The sequence below is a fragment of the Candidatus Anoxymicrobium japonicum genome (assembly GCA_002843005.1).
In the GTDB taxonomy this organism is placed as follows: Bacteria; Actinomycetota; Geothermincolia; order Fen-727; family Anoxymicrobiaceae; genus Anoxymicrobium; species Anoxymicrobium japonicum.
On the sequence record PHEX01000025.1, the window covers coordinates 1 to 19,923 of the forward strand.

At 56.4% G+C, this 19,923-nt stretch carries 19 protein-coding genes; 17 read left to right on the top strand and 2 right to left on the bottom strand.

The features are described from left to right. The first annotated feature begins 271 nt into the window (after nt 1–271). From CVT63_03700 to CVT63_03745, 10 genes are all read left to right on the top strand, one after another. Nucleotides 272–505: a hypothetical protein gene (locus tag CVT63_03700; GenBank protein ID PKQ28243.1), complete on the top strand. Its 234-nt coding sequence runs from the start codon at nt 272–274 to the stop codon at nt 503–505. Nucleotides 506–525: 20 nt separating this feature from the next. Beyond that, on the top strand, nt 526–1,803 hold the full coding sequence (locus CVT63_03705) for a hypothetical protein (GenBank protein PKQ28244.1): 1,278 nt from the start codon (nt 526–528) through the stop codon (nt 1,801–1,803). Nucleotide 1,804: 1 nt separating this feature from the next. Continuing rightward, nucleotides 1,805–2,299: a YajQ family cyclic di-GMP-binding protein gene (locus CVT63_03710; protein PKQ28245.1), complete on the top strand. Its 495-nt coding sequence runs from the start codon at nt 1,805–1,807 to the stop codon at nt 2,297–2,299. Nucleotides 2,300–2,321: 22 nt separating this feature from the next. After that, complete coding sequence (gene rimO, locus CVT63_03715; protein ID PKQ28246.1) at nt 2,322–3,716, top strand: 30S ribosomal protein S12 methylthiotransferase RimO; 1,395 nt, start codon at nt 2,322–2,324, stop codon at nt 3,714–3,716. Continuing rightward, nucleotides 3,673–4,281, top strand: a complete 609-nt coding sequence (gene pgsA / locus CVT63_03720) for a CDP-diacylglycerol--glycerol-3-phosphate 3-phosphatidyltransferase (GenBank protein ID PKQ28247.1) — start codon at nt 3,673–3,675, stop codon at nt 4,279–4,281. Before rimO ends, pgsA begins: the two co-directional genes overlap by 44 nt. Nucleotides 4,282–4,420: 139 nt before the next feature. After that, nucleotides 4,421–5,665: a damage-inducible protein CinA gene (locus CVT63_03725; GenBank protein ID PKQ28248.1), complete on the top strand. Its 1,245-nt coding sequence runs from the start codon at nt 4,421–4,423 to the stop codon at nt 5,663–5,665. 75 nt (nt 5,666–5,740) lie between these two features. After that, nucleotides 5,741–8,530, top strand: a complete 2,790-nt coding sequence (locus CVT63_03730) for an isoleucine--tRNA ligase (GenBank protein PKQ28249.1) — start codon at nt 5,741–5,743, stop codon at nt 8,528–8,530. Nucleotides 8,531–8,534: 4 nt separating this feature from the next. Then, the gene (lspA, locus tag CVT63_03735) at nt 8,535–9,047 is read left to right on the top strand and encodes a signal peptidase II (protein PKQ28250.1); all 513 of its coding nucleotides are present in this window, start codon (nt 8,535–8,537) and stop codon (nt 9,045–9,047) included. An 11-nt stretch (nt 9,048–9,058) separates the two neighbouring features. After that, the gene (gene lgt, locus CVT63_03740; protein ID PKQ28251.1) at nt 9,059–9,820 is read left to right on the top strand and encodes a prolipoprotein diacylglyceryl transferase; all 762 of its coding nucleotides are present in this window, start codon (nt 9,059–9,061) and stop codon (nt 9,818–9,820) included. Further along, on the top strand, nt 9,817–10,704 hold the full coding sequence (locus CVT63_03745; protein ID PKQ28252.1) for an RluA family pseudouridine synthase: 888 nt from the start codon (nt 9,817–9,819) through the stop codon (nt 10,702–10,704). Before lgt ends, CVT63_03745 begins: the two co-directional genes overlap by 4 nt. A 176-nt stretch (nt 10,705–10,880) precedes the next feature. Here CVT63_03745 and CVT63_03750 read toward each other — a convergent pair whose 3' ends face one another. Next, on the bottom strand, nt 10,881–11,579 hold the full coding sequence (locus CVT63_03750; GenBank protein PKQ28253.1) for a hypothetical protein: 699 nt from the start codon (nt 11,577–11,579) through the stop codon (nt 10,881–10,883). Between the two features lie 37 nt (nt 11,580–11,616). Beyond that, nucleotides 11,617–12,579 carry a hypothetical protein gene (locus tag CVT63_03755; GenBank protein ID PKQ28254.1) on the bottom strand — a complete coding sequence of 321 codons (963 nt, stop codon included), beginning with the start codon at nt 12,577–12,579 and terminating at the stop codon, nt 11,617–11,619. 138 nt (nt 12,580–12,717) lie between these two features. Between CVT63_03755 and CVT63_03760 the strand changes: the two genes are divergently transcribed. From CVT63_03760 to CVT63_03790, 7 genes are all read left to right on the top strand, one after another. Next, entirely contained in the window at nt 12,718–16,269 is a 3,552-nt protein-coding gene (locus CVT63_03760) for a DNA polymerase III subunit alpha (protein PKQ28255.1), read from the top strand. A gap of 18 nt (nt 16,270–16,287) precedes the next feature. Next, entirely contained in the window at nt 16,288–16,518 is a 231-nt protein-coding gene (locus CVT63_03765; protein PKQ28256.1) for a hypothetical protein, read from the top strand. Nucleotides 16,519–16,598: 80 nt separating this feature from the next. Beyond that, complete coding sequence (hisD, locus tag CVT63_03770) at nt 16,599–17,888, top strand: histidinol dehydrogenase (protein ID PKQ28257.1); 1,290 nt, start codon at nt 16,599–16,601, stop codon at nt 17,886–17,888. A gap of 2 nt (nt 17,889–17,890) precedes the next feature. Then, nucleotides 17,891–18,478 (top strand): imidazoleglycerol-phosphate dehydratase HisB, encoded by a 588-nt coding sequence (locus CVT63_03775; GenBank protein PKQ28258.1) that lies wholly within the window; start codon nt 17,891–17,893, stop codon nt 18,476–18,478. Further along, nucleotides 18,478–19,098: an imidazole glycerol phosphate synthase subunit HisH gene (gene hisH, locus CVT63_03780; GenBank protein ID PKQ28259.1), complete on the top strand. Its 621-nt coding sequence runs from the start codon at nt 18,478–18,480 to the stop codon at nt 19,096–19,098. The genes CVT63_03775 and hisH overlap by 1 nt, the downstream gene beginning before the upstream one ends. Beyond that, the gene (gene hisA / locus CVT63_03785) at nt 19,098–19,844 is read left to right on the top strand and encodes a 1-(5-phosphoribosyl)-5-[(5-phosphoribosylamino)methylideneamino]imidazole-4-carboxamide isomerase (protein PKQ28260.1); all 747 of its coding nucleotides are present in this window, start codon (nt 19,098–19,100) and stop codon (nt 19,842–19,844) included. Before hisH ends, hisA begins: the two co-directional genes overlap by 1 nt. Next, nucleotides 19,845–19,923: imidazole glycerol phosphate synthase subunit HisF (locus CVT63_03790; GenBank protein PKQ28261.1), on the top strand; the 79-nt coding region annotated here is incomplete at its 3' end.

Below are 19,923 nucleotides of genomic sequence, written 5' to 3' on the forward strand. Positions count from 1 at the left end.
TAATGGGGTCAAACCAAAATATGCATTTTTATGCGCGCTCCCATCATTTATCTGTTGCAAAATGCATATTTTGGTTTGACCCCATTATGCGTTTTCTCACTTCACTGCGTAGAGGGGTCAGGCAACGTCTACCGCGCAGCGGTAGACGGAGCGGTAGACGGTGCCTGACCCCGTGTTGCACATTATTCCGTGTATTGATAATCTGAATACATATTAGGCAGGCGCGGCAAGGGGATGAATCGCAGGCGTTGAGTGATACAGGAGGTTAGAGTTGGCCAATCCTCTGGCCCAGCAAATCGAGAAAGTACTGGCATCCGCCGTTGGAGATTTTATCGCTAAGGCTACGCTTAAGAAGAACTGTGAACTTATCGGCTCTACGCCGGATACATTGACGTCCGCTGAGCTTGCGGAGCTTGTCGCGCATATAGAAAAATCCGTTTCCTTTTTTTCCGGCAAAGAGGTCGGAGGGGATGTGGCGGAAAAGATAATGAACCTCGGCGGTTGATGATTTGAGGACGAAATAACTTGATCAGTGATTTCAGTATCAAGCGCAAAATAATCATGATAGGGATTGTCCATGGCCTGATATCGCTTGGAGCCGTGATATCGCTTCTCGCGAAGTTTGCAAACCTGTCCACATTAAATCTGCTGCTGCTGTCGGTCATACTGTTTGTGGTGGTTCTGGTCGGGGAAACCATTTACGTGTTGATCATCCACTGGGCTTTCAAAACCGCGTTGAACCCGGTCATCGAGTTCTCGCATTCTATAGCCAGTGGCGACATGACCGCGCACCTGCGGTCGAGCTCCAATGACATAATCGGCCAGTTGATAGACGCTGAAAACGCGATGGTGGATGGGTTGCGTATAATTCTCGAAAAGTTGCGAGAGGCCTCGACGCACGTGAGTTCCACCGCGGAAGAACTGGCGGCGTCTTCCGATGAAGTTATGGCATCGGCACAGGAGGTGTCTTCGACCGTCGAACAGATATCCAGGGGCGCCGAATCGCAGGCGAGATCCGTTGAAGAGACGTCGGAGATCATCAGTGAGATCGCGGACATGGCGTCAAACGTCGCCGATCAGGCGAAATCGTCGGCTGAAACAGGGCGCGCGGCCAATGAGATCGCGCGCGCCGGTTCTCTCAGCGCTGAAAACGCGGCTACCAGAATACTTGAAATGAAGCAGGCTATGGATAGCGCGACAGGAATAATGCAGGGGCTCAGCGACAGATCGATGCAGATCGGGCTCATTGTTGACGTAATAACGCATATCGCGGAACAGACCAACATGCTCGCGCTCAACGCGGCCATAGAGGCCAGTCGCGCCGGAGAGCACGGCCGCGGCTTCGCGGTGGTGGCGGAAGAAGTGCGGAATCTCGCCGAGAGCAGCCGCAAGGCGGCCGACCAGATTTCCAGAATGATCAAGGACACTGAAAGTGAGACTGCGCGGGCGCTGAAGGCTGTTGATAGCGGCAAGGGAATAATCGACAGTTCTATCGATGTAATACAGTCGACGCTTGACGCGCTGATGCACGTGGCGCAAATCGTAGAAGACATGGCGATAGGCGCCGAGTCCGTTTACAGAGCGTCCGAGGCTCAACGTGACGGTTCTGATCGCGTGGTCAAGTCATCGCATGACATAGCGGCGATAGCGGAAGAGGCTGCCGCGGGCACACAGGAGGCGTCCGCCGCCGCGAATCAGCAAACGGCTTCAATGGAGGAGATGAGAGCGTCGATCCAGGAGCTCGCGAGGCTATCTATCGAAATGAAGAAGCTCGTGGACGATTTCAAGCTTCAAGAGGAGTGACATGGCATCAGGCGACAGTTCGTTTGATATCGTTAGCAAGGTAGATATTCCCGAGTTGGACAACGCGCTCAACCAGGCGCGCAAAGAGATCGACAACAGGTATGACTTCAAAGGCGCCGGATCCAGAATAGAGAGCACTCACGAGACGATAACCGCGCACTCGGCTGACGAGTTTCACCTGAACGCGATAATAGAGGTGATAGAGACACGGCTCACTCGCCGGAACGTGCCGATAAAAGCGATATCATGGGGCGCCGTACAGCCCGGTTCCAAGGGAACCGTAAAGCGCGAGGCCGCGATACTGCAGGGCATAGACCAGGACAAGGCCAGGGAAATCACCAAGTTTATCAAAGGCGTAGACAAAAAAATCAACGTGACGATCCAGAAAGATCAGGTGCGCGTCTCGAGCAAGAGCAAAGACTCTCTGCAAAACGTAATCAAAGCCGTGAAAGAACACGACTTCGTGCTTCCTCTCCAGTTCTCAAACTACCGGTAATTGGTAGAACCGGGATATTGCAATGACACTCTCTTCTGTTGAGATTTCCGGCGCCGACACGCATGGACGTCGTTACCTTCTTGTGACCCTGGGCTGCTTCAAAAACGAGGTGGAATCGGATCTGTTGCGGAGTGATTTGTCGGCGCTGGGGCTCTCAGAGACGCGTGCCGTCGAGTCATGCGATGTTGTTTTCGTAATGACGTGCGGGTTTATTCGCGAGGCGTGCGACGAGGGAATTGACAGTATCCTGGAGCTGGAAGAGATGGTGTCGAGGCTGACGCCGCGCCCTCCAGTGCTGATTCTCGGTTGCATGGCGCAACGTTACGGCGCCGGGTTGATGAGCGAGATGCCAGAGGTGTCTGGCGCACTGGGTAGAAACTGGCGGGCTGAACTGGCTATTGCGCTGCGCGAAACGCTCTCGGGCGGCAGGTACGAAGGCGCCTCGCAATTCCCGCGCTTGAGCGACGAATCGAGAACGGTGGATTCTTCGGAAAATGCCACGCTTTACGTGCGCGTCGCGGACGGTTGCGACCGCGCTTGCAGGTTTTGCGCGATACCATCCATACGTGGTCCGCTTGTGAGCCGGCAACCGTGTGACGTGCTCGACGAGATAAGGCGGTTGTGTTCCGGCCGGGAGAGAGAGGTCGTTCTGCTGGCGCAGGATCTCACTTCGTACGGTCGCGATTTGCCGACCGGGTCAACCGACCTGGCGCGAATTGTCGCCGATATTTCTGGGATCGAAGGAGTGAAGTGGCTGCGAATGCTTTATTTGCAGCCAGAAGGAATCACCGATCGTCTAATAGAGGAGGTCGCGGGCAACCCGCTCGTTTGCGACTACTTCGATATCCCGTTCCAGCACGCGAGCGCGAGCGTGTTGAGGCGCATGGGCAGGACGGGTTCCGGCGTTGAGCACCTCGGATTGCTTGCAAGGATAAGAGAATCTATTCCTGATGCGGCAATAAGATCCACCGTCATGGTTGGCTATCCAGGCGAGACGGAGCGGGAGTTCGAGAGTCTGACGAGCTTTGTCGCGGAAGCGCGTTTCGACTGGCTGGGCGCGTTTGTCTTCTCGCCGGAGGAGGGAACTACGGCCGCTTCCCTCAGAGATCGAGTTCCAGCCAGCGTGGCGCTTTCGCGCTATGATAAAGTTGTCGAGTTCCAGGACGAAATAGAGGCGAATCGCATTGGAAGCATGGTGGGCATGGAACTCGAAGTGGTCGTGGACGAGCTTTGTGAGATCGAGCCTTACGACCTGACAGGGCGTTCGTACAGAGAGGCCCCTGTAGTTGATGGGATGATATACCTGAAGCGCGCGTCGCGCGCGGGGTTGACGCCTGAGCCGGGCGGGTTTGTCACCGCGCGCATCACCGGAAATGAGGGACTTGATCTTGTCGGAGAAATCCAGGAGGCTCGCTAGTCTCGCAAACGTGATAACCGCGCTGCGAATAGCGCTGGCGCCTGTCGTCGTGTTGTTGCTGTTGCACAGGGGCGAGAGCCTGTTCAATATTTACAACACTCTCGTGGCCGGCGTCGTCTTTGTGGTGGCCGCGCTCACGGACAGGGTGGACGGTTACTGCGCCCGCAAGTACGACGCTGTGACGAAGCTGGGCCAGTTTCTGGATCCTCTCGCGGACAAGACACTGATGATCTCGGCGATGATCGCGCTGTGGTATGTGGGGCACGTGAACCACGTGGCCCTGTTTCCGTTCTGGGCTCTTCTGGTTGTTGTTTCACGAGAAATGCTTATCTCGAGCTTTCGAATAATCGGCACGCGCAAGGGAACATCTTTCCCTGCTTCCTGGACGGGGAAGATAAAGATGTTCTCGCAAACTGTCGTCGTGTGCGCGCTGATATTTTTCCCCCGCGCGGCAAGCGGAGCGCCTGAGACTGTTCTTCTCTATGTCATGGCAGCGTTAACGGTTTATTCGGGTATCGACTACATCATGCGCGCGCGACGAGAAATATTTGCAACTAATAATTAGGGGTCAAGCACCGTCTACCTCTCCGTCTACCGCAACCAGGGTCAGGCAACGTCTACCGCTAAAGCGGTAGACGTTGCCAGACCCCTCTACGCAGTAAAGGTAGACGGTGCCTGACCCCTGCGTGAGAGGTTGATTTCACATGAAAGAATGTTTTCCTCGCATAGGTGTTCTCACTGTTGGCGATGAGCTTCTGTCCTGTGAAACACTGGACACGAACGTTCGCTTTATCGCGTCGTCACTTGGCGAGGCCGGGTTCGTCGTTTCCCGGCATGTCACAGTTCCCGACAACGTGGAAGATATTTCGAGAGAAGTGCGCGCGCTCTCCCATGTTTGCGAAGCGGTTATCGTAACAGGCGGTCTCGGCCCCACGTCAGATGATCTTACCCGTGAGTCTATTTCCAGTGCCGTGGGCAAGGAGCTTGTTTTTCACCCGAGCCTCAAAGATGGCCTCGAGCGTTTTTTTAAGCGCCTTGGAAGGCCCATGGCAAAAGAGAATCTCTCACAGGCGTATCTGCCGCAAGGCGCGGTTGTGATTCCACCGGCCGGCGGCACCGCGCCTGGGTTCATGATCGCGCGCGGCGCGGCGCTGATCGTAGCTCTCCCCGGCGTTCCCAAAGAGATGCAGTCGATGCTTGCAACACACGTGATGCCAGAGCTGGCCAGAAGGTTTCCCACGGCCGAACTGTCGGTGACCAGGCGAATAATGACGTTTGGCATGGGAGAGTCCGATGTCGCGGGAGTTGTAGCGGATCTCATAGATGCCGGATCGGTCAAATACGGATTTCTCGCGACAGAAGGCGTTGTTGTCGTAAAACTTACCGCGCGCGGCGCTGACGCGAAGTGCGCGAACGCCATGCTCGACGTCGAGCAGGCCATGGTCGCCGAACGGCTGGGGAATCTGATATTCGCTGTGGGAGACCGATCCATGGAGGATGCCACGGGAGAGCTGTTGCGCGAACGGGCGCTGACAATCGCGACCGCGGAATCCGTTACAGCGGGAATGGTGAGTTCTAGGATCGCGAACACTCCGGGCAGTTCGGCGTATTTGCGCGGAGGGGTGGTCGCGTACAGCGCGGATGAGAAGACGCGTCTCTTAAACGTGCCCGCTAATCTTCTTGCCGATGGAGCGGTCAGCGAGGATGTCGCGGAGGCGATGGCGCACGGCGCGCGGGCTCTCTTTGACAGTGACCTGGCGATAGCGACTACAGGTATCGCCGGACCCGGCTCGCTCCGGGAGAACAAACCTGTGGGTACCGTCGTTATCGCTCTTGCTCACGAAAAAGGCGTTTTGTCACAAACGTATCTGCTCCCAGGCGATCGCATGAGGATTCGGAATGTCGCCACCCTTGCCGCTCTCAACATGGTGAGGCTACATCTCGCCTGACCCCGCCGAGTCTACCGCGCAGCGGTAGACGGAGAGGTAGACGGTGCTTGACCCCTGAATCATAATAGGAGGAACATGAATTACAAAGATACACTGAACCTTCCAAAAAACAGTTTTCCGATGAAGGGAAACCTAGCGAAACGCGAGCCGGAGATACAGGCTCACTGGGACGCGATCAAGTTGTACGAAAGCATCCTCGCGGAAAGTGAAGGCCGTGAGCTGTTCGTGCTGCACGATGGTCCACCGTACGCCAACGGTGACATACACGTTGGCACGGCTTACAACAAGATGCTGAAAGACATCATCGTCAAGTACAAGACCATGCGTGGTTTCAGGTGCCCGTACGTGCCCGGTTGGGATTGCCACGGGCAGCCGATCGAGCACCAGGTGACAAAACAACTTGGATCCGGCGTGGACATCAGCAAGGTTGAGTTGCGAAAGAAGTGCCGCGATTACGCGATGGATTTTGTTTTCAGGCAGGCCGACCAGTTCAAGAGACTGGGAGTGCTCGGGAACTTCGAGAACCCTTACCTTACGCTCGAGCCGGAGTACGAGGCCACAAACATCGAAGTGTTTGCCGAGCTCTATCTGAAAGGATTGATATTCAGGGGCCGAAAACCGATTCACTGGTGTCCGACGTGCGTTACAGCGCTGGCCGAGGCGGAAATCGAGTACGAGGACGAGGAATCGCATTCGATATTCGTGCGGCTCGCCCTTTCAGACGAGTTCGCGCCTCTGTCCGGGCATGGGTTGCCCGTGTCTCTTCTTATATGGACGACTACTCCGTGGACGTTGCCGGCCAACGTCGCGGTTGCGCTTTCTCCCCACTTTCCTTATGTCGGGGTCAACACCGGGACGGAGATACTTGTAATGGCCGAGCAGTTGGTGGATCGTGTCGCCTCAGAGCTGGCGATTGAAAACTACACGGTTTCCGAGACGTTTTCCGCGTCTGAGATCGAGGGGCTGAAATGCCGTCATCCGATGGCTGACCGAGATTCTGCTATCGTGCTTGCCGCCTACGTTACGCTGGAGCAAGGAAGCGGATGTGTTCACATCGCTCCCGGGCACGGCCAGGAAGATTATCTGACCGGACTCGAATACAACCTGCCGAGCCCTATGCCGGTTGATGACACAGGGCGCTTTACGGCGGAGGCCGGCCAGTTTGCCGGAATGAGCGTGACAGACGCCAACCCCGAGATAATCAAAGACCTTTTCAGGCGAGGGCTCTTGCTCTCGTCGAGCAAGATTACGCATCAGTACCCGCACTGCTGGCGGTGCAAACAACCTGTAATATTTCGCGCCACGCCACAGTGGTTCGTGTCACTGGATGAAGAAGTTGACGGAAGGAGTTTGCGGCAGGCCTCGATGGATGCTCTGCAAGAAGTGAAATGGATACCCGACTGGACGATCAACCGTATTGGCTCGATGGTGGAGAACAGGCCGGACTGGTGCATCTCTCGCCAGAGGTCGTGGGGCGTTCCGATTCCGGTCGTGTACTGCAAGAAATGCGGCAAGGAGTTGCTCAACGCTGAGACGTTTGAAGCGATACGCAATCTGGTGGCTTCGATGGGCGCCGACGCGTGGTTCACAAAGGCGCCCTCCGAGTTTCTGCCGGCGGATCTTGCCTGCCCGGCTTGCGCTGGCGTCGATTTTGAAAAGGAAAGCGACATTCTCGATGTCTGGTTTGAATCCGGGGTCAGCAGCTTCGCGGTATTGCGCGCGCGCGACAACCTTCGATGGCCAGCGGATCTGTACGTAGAGGGAAGCGATCAGCACCGTGGATGGTTTCAGTCGAGCCTGCTGCTCTCTGTCAGCTGCAACGGCAAGTCTCCTTACGGCGCTGTAATGACGCATGGCTTTACAGTGGACAAAGACGGACGCAAGATGTCCAAGTCCATTGGAAATACCATCGACCCGCGTGAGGTGTGCAACCGCTCGGGCGCGGACATACTCCGCCTGTGGACCGCATCCACCGACTACTCGACCGACATTCCTGTTTCAGATGAGATACTTGCCAGAATTACCGAATCGTACAGGCGCATTCGGAACACGTTGCGTTTTCTGCTCGGGAACTGTTGCGACTTCGACCCCGCGGTCGATTCGGTGGACATCAAGGAGATGGAGGAGATAGATCGCTGGATGCTCAGCCGGTTCCAGGGGCTCATAGCGCGCGTTACCACGGCTATGGACAAATGGTTGTTGCACCAGGCGATACACGCTCTTCAGCTTTTCTGTACCGTTGACTTGAGCTCGTTATACCTGGATATATTGAAGGATCGGCTTTACACATATCCCAGGGAATCGAAGGGCCGTAGATCGGCGCAGACGGCAATGCATGAAATATGCGGCAAGCTCCTCGCGATGGTAGCGCCAGTGCTCGCCCATACCGCCGAGGAGGCTATGCTCTCGATGCCAGAGAACACCTGGCCGGCGCGGAGCATTCATCTCGCCGCATGGCCCGAGCGCGACGACTCTTTCGTTGATGAAGCGCTCGAGCGCAAGTGGGACGGGTTGCTGACGGTCAGGGAACACGTTTATCGCAAGATAGAGGAAGCCCGACAGGCGGGAATGATAGGGACCGGTCTCGAGGCCGGAGTGCTCATCTATGCCGGCGGAGAGCAACTGGAACTACTGATAGGCGTCGAACGGCAACTTCCTGAACTGCTGATAGTTTCGGCGGTCAACGTGTGTGACATCGCGTCGCTCGAGCGCGGGCAAGACGCCCATGGTGAAATTGAAATAGTGGTGATGAGAGCGCCCGGAAAAAAGTGCCAGCGCTGTTGGAATTACAGCCCCACGGTTGGAGCGTTTAATTCAGAGCCGGACATTTGCGAACGATGTGTCCTCGCGCTGGAGCGTCAGTGATAACATGGTGCGCATAAAACTTCTCGAGCGCTCAACGAAGAACATGTCTGCCTTTAGCGTTGCGGTCGCCGCGTCAACGATTGCGCTGGATCAGATTTCCAAGGCGCTTGTTGTCGCATGTCTGGAGACAGGCCAGTCGATCTCTTTGCTGCCACACGTGATTTCGCTTACACACTCGACAAATACCGGCGGGGCGTTCGGTATCATGCGCCAGGGCAATCAGGTGATCTTTCTCGTGGCAACAGGGATCATCGCGCTTGGATTTGCGTGGTTCATCGTATCCAGACGCGCCGGCGATCCGCTCTCATTCATCGGCCTCGGGCTTTTGGTCGGAGGATCGCTTGGCAACCTCATCGACCGTATCGCCCGTCAAAAGGTCGTGGACTTCCTCGACCTCGGGTGGTGGCCCGTTTTCAACGTCGCGGATGTCGCTATCGTAATTGGTGTTATCATTCTTGTGATAGTTCTCGCGTTCGACTTTATGCGCGAAAAATCGTTAGAGATCGAAAATCAATGAGGGGTTGAAGCTTGCACAGAGAAATGTTTCACATTGGCAATCTGACCGTTTACTCCTACGGGGTAATGTTGGCCGTGGGGTTTCTGGTTGCCGCGCTGGTCGCGCGGCGTCACTTATCCAGGCAGTACAAAGACCCGGATCTCATTTTTGATTTCATGCTGGCGGCGGTAGTTGGCGGGATTCTGGGAGCGCGCCTGTTTTACGTGGCCGGCTACTGGTCGTACTACTCCTCTCACATGAACGAAATAATCAAGGTCAACATGGACGGCCTCGTCTTCTACGGCGGGCTCATCTTCGGTCTCGCCTTCGGAGTTCTTGTTGGGCGCTGGAAAAAGATAAAATTCTGGACAACTATGGATCTGGCGGGCCTTTGCGTACCGCTGGCGCTTGCGATAGGCAGGATAGGTTGTTTTCTAAACGGTTGTTGCTACGGCAAGCCGACCGGCATGGCGTGGGGGGTAAGCTATCCTGCCGTGTGCGGCATCGTGGGGCGGCGGCACCCGGCTCAGATATACGAGCTGATTCTCGATCTCGCTCTCTTCGCGTTTCTGTGGTGGAAGAAGGACGAGTTTGTCCGGGACGGCACCGCTTTCTGGGTATTTGTGATGGGCTATAGCGCGATACGTTTTTCGATGGAGTTTTTCCGTGAGCACGCCTCCGCGAGCGCGGGGCCGTTCTTCCAGTTTATGAGCATCGGACTGTTTGTCGTCGCGGTGGCGGTTCTGTTGTTCAGACACAGGATACTTCCGCCCGCGGGGAGCGAGACTTTGTGATTCGCGAAGGCGAGCGCCTTGACGTTTTCATCTCATCTTGCGCTGGCGTATCGCGCAACAGCGCGCAAAAGCTCATAGCCGACGGGTTGGCGCTGGTGGACGGAAAGCCGGCGCGCAAGAATCACATCATCGCCCCTGGCGAGAAAGTAACATGGGAAATGCCGCCGCATGTGCCTGATAATATTCTCCCGCAGGAGATTCCCGTGAACGTCGTCCACGAGGACGAACACATTATCGTTGTCGACAAGCCCGCGGCTCTTGTGATGTATCCGGGACCTGGACACTCCGCGGGCACGCTTGCCAACGCCCTTATTTCGCAATATCCGGAACTGGATGGCGTAGGCGGCGTCGGCAGGCCGGGTATCGTCCACAGGTTGGATCGGGGAACGTCGGGCCTTGTGGCTGTGGCGCGAACGGGCTTCGCTTATGACGCCATGATAGAGAAGATGAGGTCGCGTGAGGTGGAAAGAATCTACATCGCGCTCGTTGGAGGCTCAATTCCCGCAGAAACGGGCACGATTGACGCGCCCATAGGCCGCAGCCGCGCCAATCGCCGTCTGATGACGGTGGATCGGCTCTCCGGAAAAAGAGCGGTCTCGAACTTCAAGGTGAAAAAGAGATTCGCAAACGACTTTACATTAGTCGAAGTCGCTCTGGAAACAGGGCGCACTCACCAGATACGCGTTCACTTTGCGCAGATTGGCCACCCCGTCGCCGGAGATCCCGAGTACTCTCCCGGCAAGTCCGCGACGCGCCTCGATCTCTCCAGACAGTTTCTACACGCGTACAGGCTGGCGTTCTCACACCCTGTCACAGGAGAACAACTGGAGTTCACCTCTAATCTGCCGGAAGATCTCCAAAACGCGCTTAACCACTTGACTTAACATAGCCAGGGGTCAGGCACCGTCTACCGCTGCGTCTACCGCAACCAGGGGTCAGGCGCCGTCTACGTTTCGTGTATAAAAGTGAGGATTAAAGTGGGGGGTGTGTTACCCTGAGACATTTTCATTTTAGGTGGTGGCGCGCCCGCGCGCCATGGGGGACTGACCCCAAAGTTAAATTACCGTGTGCACCCCTCGGCGAAGTACCAGGTAACACCGGGGTCGGAGACGCCCACCCCGATGTGGCCGCCAGCCCACGCGCCCTTGTAGTTGAAGTACATCGGGCGCTCGACGGCTATTAGCTGATCCGCGGTCACCCGGCAGCTAACGTCCCGGTTTGGTTCTACGTCCAGATTGACGTCAACAGTTATGCGGGTATGCGGGGGGATTGTTACGCGCCGGGAGATTGAAGGCGCGTTTCCCAGAAAATAGTCCAGGTTGGCGTTGACCTCGCGGCTTTCCGGATTCACGAGGCAAAGCCACGTGTTGAAACCGTCGCGTGTGCACCCTTCGGCGAAATGCCAGACGGTGTTCAAGCTGGGTGAGCCGACGGCCACGTCGCCGCCGTCCCACGTGTTTCTGTAATTGAAGTAAAGAGGCCTTTCCGCCACGATCTCCCGGTCGCACGTGACCATAGCGCTTACGTCGTGATTCGGTCCGATCTCCAGATTCACGTCGTAAGTCTTTCGGCTCATCGGCGGCAGAACGTAGTCTCTCTCGATGACCCGGCTGTTCTCCAGAATGTAGCGCACGTGGGCGTGAGCCTCCTCGGCGTTCGGGTTCTGCAGGCATAGCCACTCTTCGTAGCTGCCGTCGTTCGCGTTGTCGCGCGTGGTGCCCTCCGCGAAGTACCAGGAGGTTATGCGCATTCCCATCATTGATCTGTTGCAAAACGCATAATTTGGTTTGACCCCATTATGCGTTTTCTTCCTTGCGCCAGGCGAGGTTGCCCTCGTCGTCAAAATAAGCAATCCCAATGTTTCCGCCGACGCTCTCCACTTGATGCTCCGAAAGATATCTGGCAACAATGTCTTTGAGGCCTTCGATGCGCGCGAGGCTTGACGCGACGCGATCTTGCGCCTCTATCAGTTCATCGACTGCCTGCCCTATATCAAGCGGAGGCGCCTCGGGCCTGCGGCGCTCGACCTCGCGCGTGGCTTGAAGCGGACACTCCTTGAGGTAATCGCACCATGGGCATAGGTTGTTCTTGCAGGGGTCGAACTTCCCGGCGGCTATTTGCCCGGCGACCTGTTCGACTTTCTCGATCGTCTCCCTTTCGCGCTCAGGAGTGATCACGAAGCTGGCTTTGTGATCCATCATGAGATAGTGAAACGTTACCCGGCTGACAGGGACTTCCCATATGCGTTGTGCGGCTATTTGATACAACGGCAACTGGAGATCCTCTCGCAGGCGCCTGGCCGGCGGAAGCCTTCTGTTGGTCTTGTAATCGATAATCTCAAAGCCACCGTGTGGATCTCGGTCGAGCCTGTCTATAACGCCTGAGAGTTTACAGAAGTCGAGGTCGACAACGAACTTGTGCTCAACCGCGGCCGGCACCTGAAAACCTGTCGGGCTGTTGGTGATATTGTTGCGGTAGAAGAGCTCGAGCGTGGATTTTCCCTGATAGAAGTACCGGACTTCCTCTTCCGGACTTGCGTAACCATCGCTGATCCAGCACGATTCGAACTGCTCCAGAAGGTCTTCGAGCGAGCGCGGGTCAGGTGTCGGTACCGAGTAGAGCCACTCGAGGGCGGAGTGCACGCTGCTGCCGAAGCTCAGGGAAGGGCTGGGCAGGCTCGGCCGCTTCTCGACGTACTGGAGACGGTACTTGAACGGGCAGTTCAAGTAGGTGGATATAGCGCTGTAGCTCAATCTCATAAAAATAACTCCATGTTGCGTCCGACAACTGCTGTCATTATAGAATTGGGGTCAGGCACCGTCTACCTCTCCGTCTACCTTTACTGCGTAGAGGGGTCTGGCAACGTCTACCGCGCAGCGGTAGACGTTGCCTGACCCCTGCGTGTGAGGTTGTTTTCAAGTCGGTGGCTTTGCGCCAAAGGAACAAAGCGAGAGTCAAAGAATTATTTAACGTCGCCGTTGCTACACCAGGAGAGCAGTTTGTCCCCGGAATTCGCGCACCTTCACGTTCATACGGAATATTCGATCCTTGATGGCGCCTGCCGGATAAAGGATGCGCTCACCAAGGCTAAATCCATGGACATGCACTCACTTGCCATAACCGACCACGGTGTGATGTACGGCGCTCTCTCCTTCTATCAGGAGGCGCTGAAAGCCGGTGTCAAGCCAATCATAGGAGCCGAGGTCTATGTTGCCCCACGGGGCAGGAAGGCGCGCGATGGGGGTCTGACCGAGAAGCCTTACCACCTCGTGCTACTGGCCCGTGACAACACGGGATATCACAACCTCATGCGAATAGTTACGAGAGGTTTTACCGAGGGCTTCTACTACAAGCCACGCGTGGATCAGGAAGTTCTTGCCGAAAACGGCGAAGGCCTCATCGCCCTCTCCGCGTGTCTCAAGGGCGAAGTTCAGGCGTTTTTGCTGCAAGATGACAGGCAGGGGGCGATTCGCGCGATCGAGCGCTACTGTTCCCTGTTCGGCGACGACTGCTTCTATCTGGAGATAATGGATCACGGTATTCCCGAGCAGGCGAAGGTCAACCAGGCGTTAATCGAGATCGCGCGCGAGAAGGGGGTCGGGCTGGTCGCCACCAATGACGTTCATTTCGTCAGCCGCGAAGACTCCGGCCCACACGACCACCTGCTGTGCATCCAGACAGGCAAACTTCTCTCGGAGACGGCGCGCCTTAAGTTCTCGACCGATGAGTTCTACCTCAAGAGCGCGTCGGAGATGGAGGCAATTTTCCCGGATTTTCCGGAAGCGCTGTCGAACACTGTCGACATCGCGAACCGCTGTGAAGTGGACATAAAGCTCGACCAGGTTTATCTGCCTGGTTACGACACTCCCGCTGGTTATGATTTCGACTCCTATCTGGAACACCTCGCGCGAGCGGGAGTGAAGAGACATTATGGCGAGAACCCTCCAAAAGAGGTTGAAGAGCGGCTGAACACGGAAATCTCCGTTATTAGATCACTCGGTTTTTCAGGGTACTTCCTGATAGTTTGGGATTTCGTCAGGTATGCCAAAGAGCATGGGATCAAGGTCGGACCCGGCAGGGGATCCGCCGCCGGCAGCCTGGTGTCGTACGCTCTCGGAATTACGACCATCGACCCCATCAGGTACGGCTTGCTATTCGAGAGGTTTCTGAATTCCGAGCGCATCGCGTTGCCGGACATTGACATCGACATCAGCCACTTCCGCAGGGGAGAGGTCATCGACTATGTGGCGGATAAATACGGCCGTGACAGGGTTTCTCCGATAGTCACGTTCTCCAGGCTCAAGGCGAAGGCCGCTGTCAAGGATGTCGGCAGGGTCAGGGAAGTGCCGTACGCGCGCATGGACACGCTTTCCAAAATGATACCTGACGACCCGAACATGACCATCGACCTTGCGCTCGAACAAAGCCAGGATCTCCGAAACGCGTACGACACTGATTCTGAAGTGCGGGAGGTGGTGGACATCGCCCGTAGCATCGAGGGGATGGTACGGCACGCATCCGTGCACGCCGCCGGTATCGTGATCGCCGCGGATGCCATCGATTCCTACTCTCCGCTGTGCGTGCAGCAGAAAAGTGGTGAAGGCTCCGCCGTGGTGATTACACAGTATGACATGTATGACATAGAGAAATTGGGGCTTCTCAAAGTCGACATGCTCGGCCTGAAGACGCAGAGCCTGCTCGAGCTGGCTGTCAACCTCATCAACAATCGCCACAGTGTCAATCTCGACATTGACGAACTCCCGATGGATGACGGCAAGACTTATGAACTTCTGCAAAGAGGCGACACGATAGGCACGTTCCAGCTCACGAGCCCCGGCATGCGATCCCTCATGCGCGACATGTTGCCGAACAGGTTCGAGGATATCATCGCCCTTATCGCTCTCTTTCGGCCAGGCCCGCTCAAGCAGAACATGCACCGCGCGTTTGTTGATCAGAAGCATGGAAGACGGGCCGTGACATACCCTCATGAGAGCCTGGAAGAGGTTCTCAAAGAGACCTATGGTGTAATTGTTTACCAGGAGCAGGCGATGCAGGTCGCGAGGACAATAGCCGGTTACACGGGGCTCGAAGCCGATGAGCTCCGCAAGGCAATAGGCAAGAAGAAATCGGACATCATGTTCCGCCATCGCGAGAAATTCCTGGAAGGGGCGATGTCCGGGGGCATCGATGAGGCGACGGCCACCCGCGTGTTCGACCTCATTGAGACGTTCGGAGGCTACGGCTTCAACAAATCGCACAGCACCGCCTACGCCCTCGTCTCCTACCAGACCGCGTATCTCAAGACGCACTACCCATCGGAGTACATGGCCGCGCTCATGACAATCTATATGGACAACCAGGATCGCCTGGTGGAGTACATCAACGAATGCAAGCGCATGGGGCTGGAGGTCAAGCCTCCCGATATCAATGTCAGCGACGCTTACTTCACTCCCGAGGATGGCTACGTCCTGTTCGGGCTTTCCGCCGTGCGCAACGTCGGCGGTTTGGTGGTCGAGCAGATTGTCGCGTGTCGCGAAGACGCCGGCCCCTTCAGAAGTTTTGGCGATTTCTGTGACAGGGCGCCGTCATCGATCCTTAACAAAAAAACCCTTGAAAGCCTGATCAAGGCTGGCGCCTTCGACTCCATCGAGCCTGACAGGAGCAGGCTTCTTGTCACATATGATTACTCTGTCTCCGGCGCTGAGCGTCGCAAGGCAGAGCGCGACGAAGGTCAGTTTACCCTGTTTGGCGGGGGAGAGGATGATGTGGACGAGACCACGCGCATAGAGGCGCCGGAGATATCAAAGCATCAACTTCTTGCCTTCGAGAAGGAAATGCTCGGGGTGTACGTCAGCGAACATCCGCTATCAGATTGGCGCTCGCTCGTGGAAAGTTACTCTGACATGGAGATTGCCCAGATATCACCCGAGATGGACAAAACAACTGTCACGCTGGTTGGAATGATTGCGCGTCTCGAAAAGAGGTACAACAAGTCCGGCAAGCCGTGGGCCGTTTTCATGCTGGAGGATTTCTCGGGCGCCATATCCACACTTGTTTTCAACAAAAGATACGAGAGCCTGGCCGATCTTCTTGTGGATGACGCGGTCGTTATCGTCAAAGGGAGGCTCGATTTGCTGGACAGTTCGCGCAAGCTTCTGGCCGACGACGTTAAACCACTGCCGAAAGGCGCTATGAAACCGAACGGCCTGGAACTTTCCGTTGAAGCAAATCAGTTTACAGAAGAGATGATGTCGCGAATCAAGGAAATCCTGGTCGAGCACGCGGGCGACGTTCCGGTGCAGTTGCGTTTGAGTGAGAAAGGATCCGAAGCGCATTACGTACAACTGGGAGAACTGTTCTCTGTTGGAATCGATGGCGATCTGATGGCGCTGTTAAAGTCGGAGTTGGGCGCGTCATCTGTCACCTTGCGTTATCCGGAAATAGGATGATGGTTGCATAAACGCATAATGGGGTCAAACCATTTTATGCGTTTATGCGTCAAAACGGGCCACCGTGTTGACGTCGGGATCGACAAAACAATCGGGACAAAAAGCGACTATCTTGCATCCATCACACCCGAAGCCGTATTCTTCGAGCCTGACGCACTGATCACAGATCGGGATACCGCAACCCAGACAAATAATTACCGCTCGATTTTCGCCGCAGCAGTGACAATCCATTTCTTCATCGATCATTGACGTTATTGACGTCACCACCTTTACGCGATGTGTGTTTCCTCATTACGGTATACTTCGTTGGTGACTGACAGGAGCATCAATTGTTGATTAACACGTATGAAGAAATTGGTCAAGAGGACACGACGGGCATTGCCGCGCTGCTTCGGGAGCAAACGGAGGCGCAACAGGACGTAACCGAAGTTGTGCTCTCTATCATCGAAGGCGTCAAAAAGAACGGCGACGCGGCTCTGGTGGAATTCACCGAGCGATATGACGGCGTGCGCCTCGAGCAAGCCGCTCTGGAACTCCCGGTGTCCGCCGGCCGGGTGGCCCTCAACGCTCTCGACGTAAAAACCCGCGGCGCGCTCGAAAAGGCTGCTGAGCGGATCGAGGCTTTCTCACGGGAGTGCTTGAATCGAGATTGGACGTTTGAGCCCGCGAGCGGGATAACAGTGGGACAGGTCAGCCGCCCTCTTCAGACGGTGGGGCTTTACCTTCCTGGGGGCAGATTCGCATACCCGTCAACAGTCCTCATGACCGGAATCCCCGCGCGCTGCGCCGGTGTTAAAGAGATCATCTGCTGTATCCCGCCGGGAGATGGCGGCGACATCAATAATGTGACAGTGGCGGCAACAGCGCTCGTGGGCGGATGCCGGGTGTTCCGTGTGGGAGGCGCCCAGGCGATAGCGGCAATGGCTTACGGCACGGAAACCGTGCCAAGATGTCTCATGGTATCGGGCCCCGGCAACATGTACGTGGCGACGGCGAAACGTCTCGTAAGCGGGGTCGTGACAGTGGACACCGAGGCGGGTCCGAGCGAGATCTTGATATACGCCGACGCTGGTGCTCGAGCGTCATACGTTGTCGCTGATCTGATGGCGCAACTGGAGCACGACCCTCACGCGCTTGCGGCGCTCATTACCGAATCGGACGATTTGATTAAAGATGCGCGAAAACGCCTGGAGGCATTGGACGCCGATTCAAAGGGCAGTGTGAGCCTGCTCGCAAGCGCCGGCCGTGAGCAAAGCCTGGCGCTGATAAACGCGATTGCCCCCGAGCATCTGGAACTGATGGTGGATGACGCGGAATCGCTCCTGCCCTCTATAATGACTGCCGGATGCGTCTTTCTCGGCCCCTGGTCCGCGGTTACAATGGGTGACTACATCGCGGGCCCGAGCCATGTGCTTCCTACAGGAGGCAGCGCCGCGCGGCTCTCCGGATTGAGCGCTCTCGACTTTACCAGGACAATGAATGTCGTCTCATACACACAAGAGGGATTTGCCGTTGACGCGGAGCATGCCCGGCTACTCGCCGGAATCGAAGGACTCGAGAATCATGCCCGCTCGATTGAGATCAGAACCGGGGGAGAATCGTCACAGGTGGAGGTCTGAAAGTGGCAAGACAGGGTGAGTGCGAGCGTACGACTAAAGAAACGTCTATACGCGTGTCTATCGATCTTGACGGGCATGGGGCGACGTCCATAGCGACAGGCCTGCCGTTCTTCGATCACATGCTGGAGCTCATGTTCCGGCACGCCTTGATCGACATCAGCCTGGAGGCAAAAGGTGACTTGCAGGTGGACGGGCACCACACAGTAGAGGACACCGGTCTTGCTATCGGCGAAGCGCTCTCAATCGCACTGGGAGACAAAGCGGGCCTGACCAGGTTCGCGTCGAGCCTTGTGCCAATGGACGAATGCCTGGCCGAGGTGGCTATAGACATGAGCGGCCGGCCGTTTTTATCATACAAAGTCGATCTCGAGCCGGAACCACTCGGCAACTTCGAACCGAATCTTTCCAGGGATTTCTTTCAAGCTATCGTCAACGAGGCGGCAATGACGATGCACGTCGAGCTGCGATGTGGCACGAACGTTCATCACGGGCTCGAGGCGGTATTCAAGGCCGTGGGGCGCGCAATGAAGACAGCGGTCGCTCTCGATCAGCGGGTATTGGACGTGCCCAGCACAAAAGGCGTGCTTTGATGGCGCTCATCGGTGTAATCGACTATGGAGTCGGTAACCTTCACAGCGTTCAGAAAGGGCTCGAGAAAGTGGGGGTGGATGCCGTCATATGCTCACACGCCAGGGAATTGGACGGGTTCGACGGGCTTGTTCTGCCAGGAGTTGGAGCGTTTGGAGATGCCATGAAGAGCCTCATGCGATTGAACATGGACACGGCAATCCTTAACTACATTGAGACCGGCAGGCATGTGCTGGGCATTTGCCTTGGCATGCAACTGCTATTCGAGTACAGCGAAGAGCACGGTCGCAACGAGGGACTGGGGGTGGTTCCCGGCGGCGTAGTGCGTCTTCCCGATTCCGTGAAAGTGCCTCACATGGGATGGAACGTGCTTGGCGTCAAGCGTCCAAATCCGCTGTTTGAGGGAATCGGCAAAGACGCGCGCTTTTATTTTGTGCACTCGTTTTACTGCGCGCCGGCAGACGACTCCTGGACGATAGGCACAACTGAGTACGGGCTTGAGTTCGCTTGCGCCATGGGCAAAGATAACGTCTGGGGAGCGCAGTTTCACCCCGAGAAGTCGAGCCTGCTGGGGCTCGAGATGCTCAAGAACTTCGGGCGCCTGGCTGGAGCTTGCGCGTGATGACTGAGACCACTGAATTTCTCGTGATACCAGCCGTCGACATAATGGGCGGCCGGTGCGTGCGTCTCCGGCGCGGGCTTGCCGATGAGGAGACGGTCTTCGATAAAGACCCCGCCCGCGCGGCGCTTCGCTGGCAGGAGGAAGGGGCGCGCCTGCTGCACGTCGTGGACCTCGACGGCGCGTTCAGTGGCAAGCCCGTAAATAGTGGTGTGATAAGGGATATCGCCTCGGCTCTTTCTATCCCCATCGAGGTGGGAGGCGGGATACGGAGCTCCGCCGACGCATTCTCGTACGTGGAGTCAGGTATCTCGCGCGTGGTCGTTGGCACAGCCGCGTTTGAGGATGCCGACTTCCTCGCGGAAGTTGCCGGGGGACTGGGAGAGCGCCTTGCCGTTGGCGTCGATGTAAAGGAGGGCAAGGTTGCCTTGCGTGGCTGGATGGGCGTCTCACAGGAGAAGCCCGAAGCCGCCATCGATCGTCTCGCGTCTGTTGGAGTACGACGGATAATCTACACCGATACGACGAGAGACGGCACGCTCCACGGCCCAAATTTCAAGGGACTCGAGGCTATCGCGAGAGTTTCCCCGATCCCCGTGATTGCCTCGGGCGGTGTTAGCGCAGTCGAAGATATTACTCGCGTTTCCCAAATGAGCCCACTGGGCATTGAAGGAGTGATAGTGGGGATGGCTTTGTACAAGGAGCATTTCACTCTCGGCGAAGCGTTCGCGGCGCTAAGGAGCGCTTAAATGCTTGCCAAACGTATAATTCCATGTCTCGACGTTGAAGGCGGAAGGGTCGTAAAGGGCGTCCATTTTGTGAATTTGC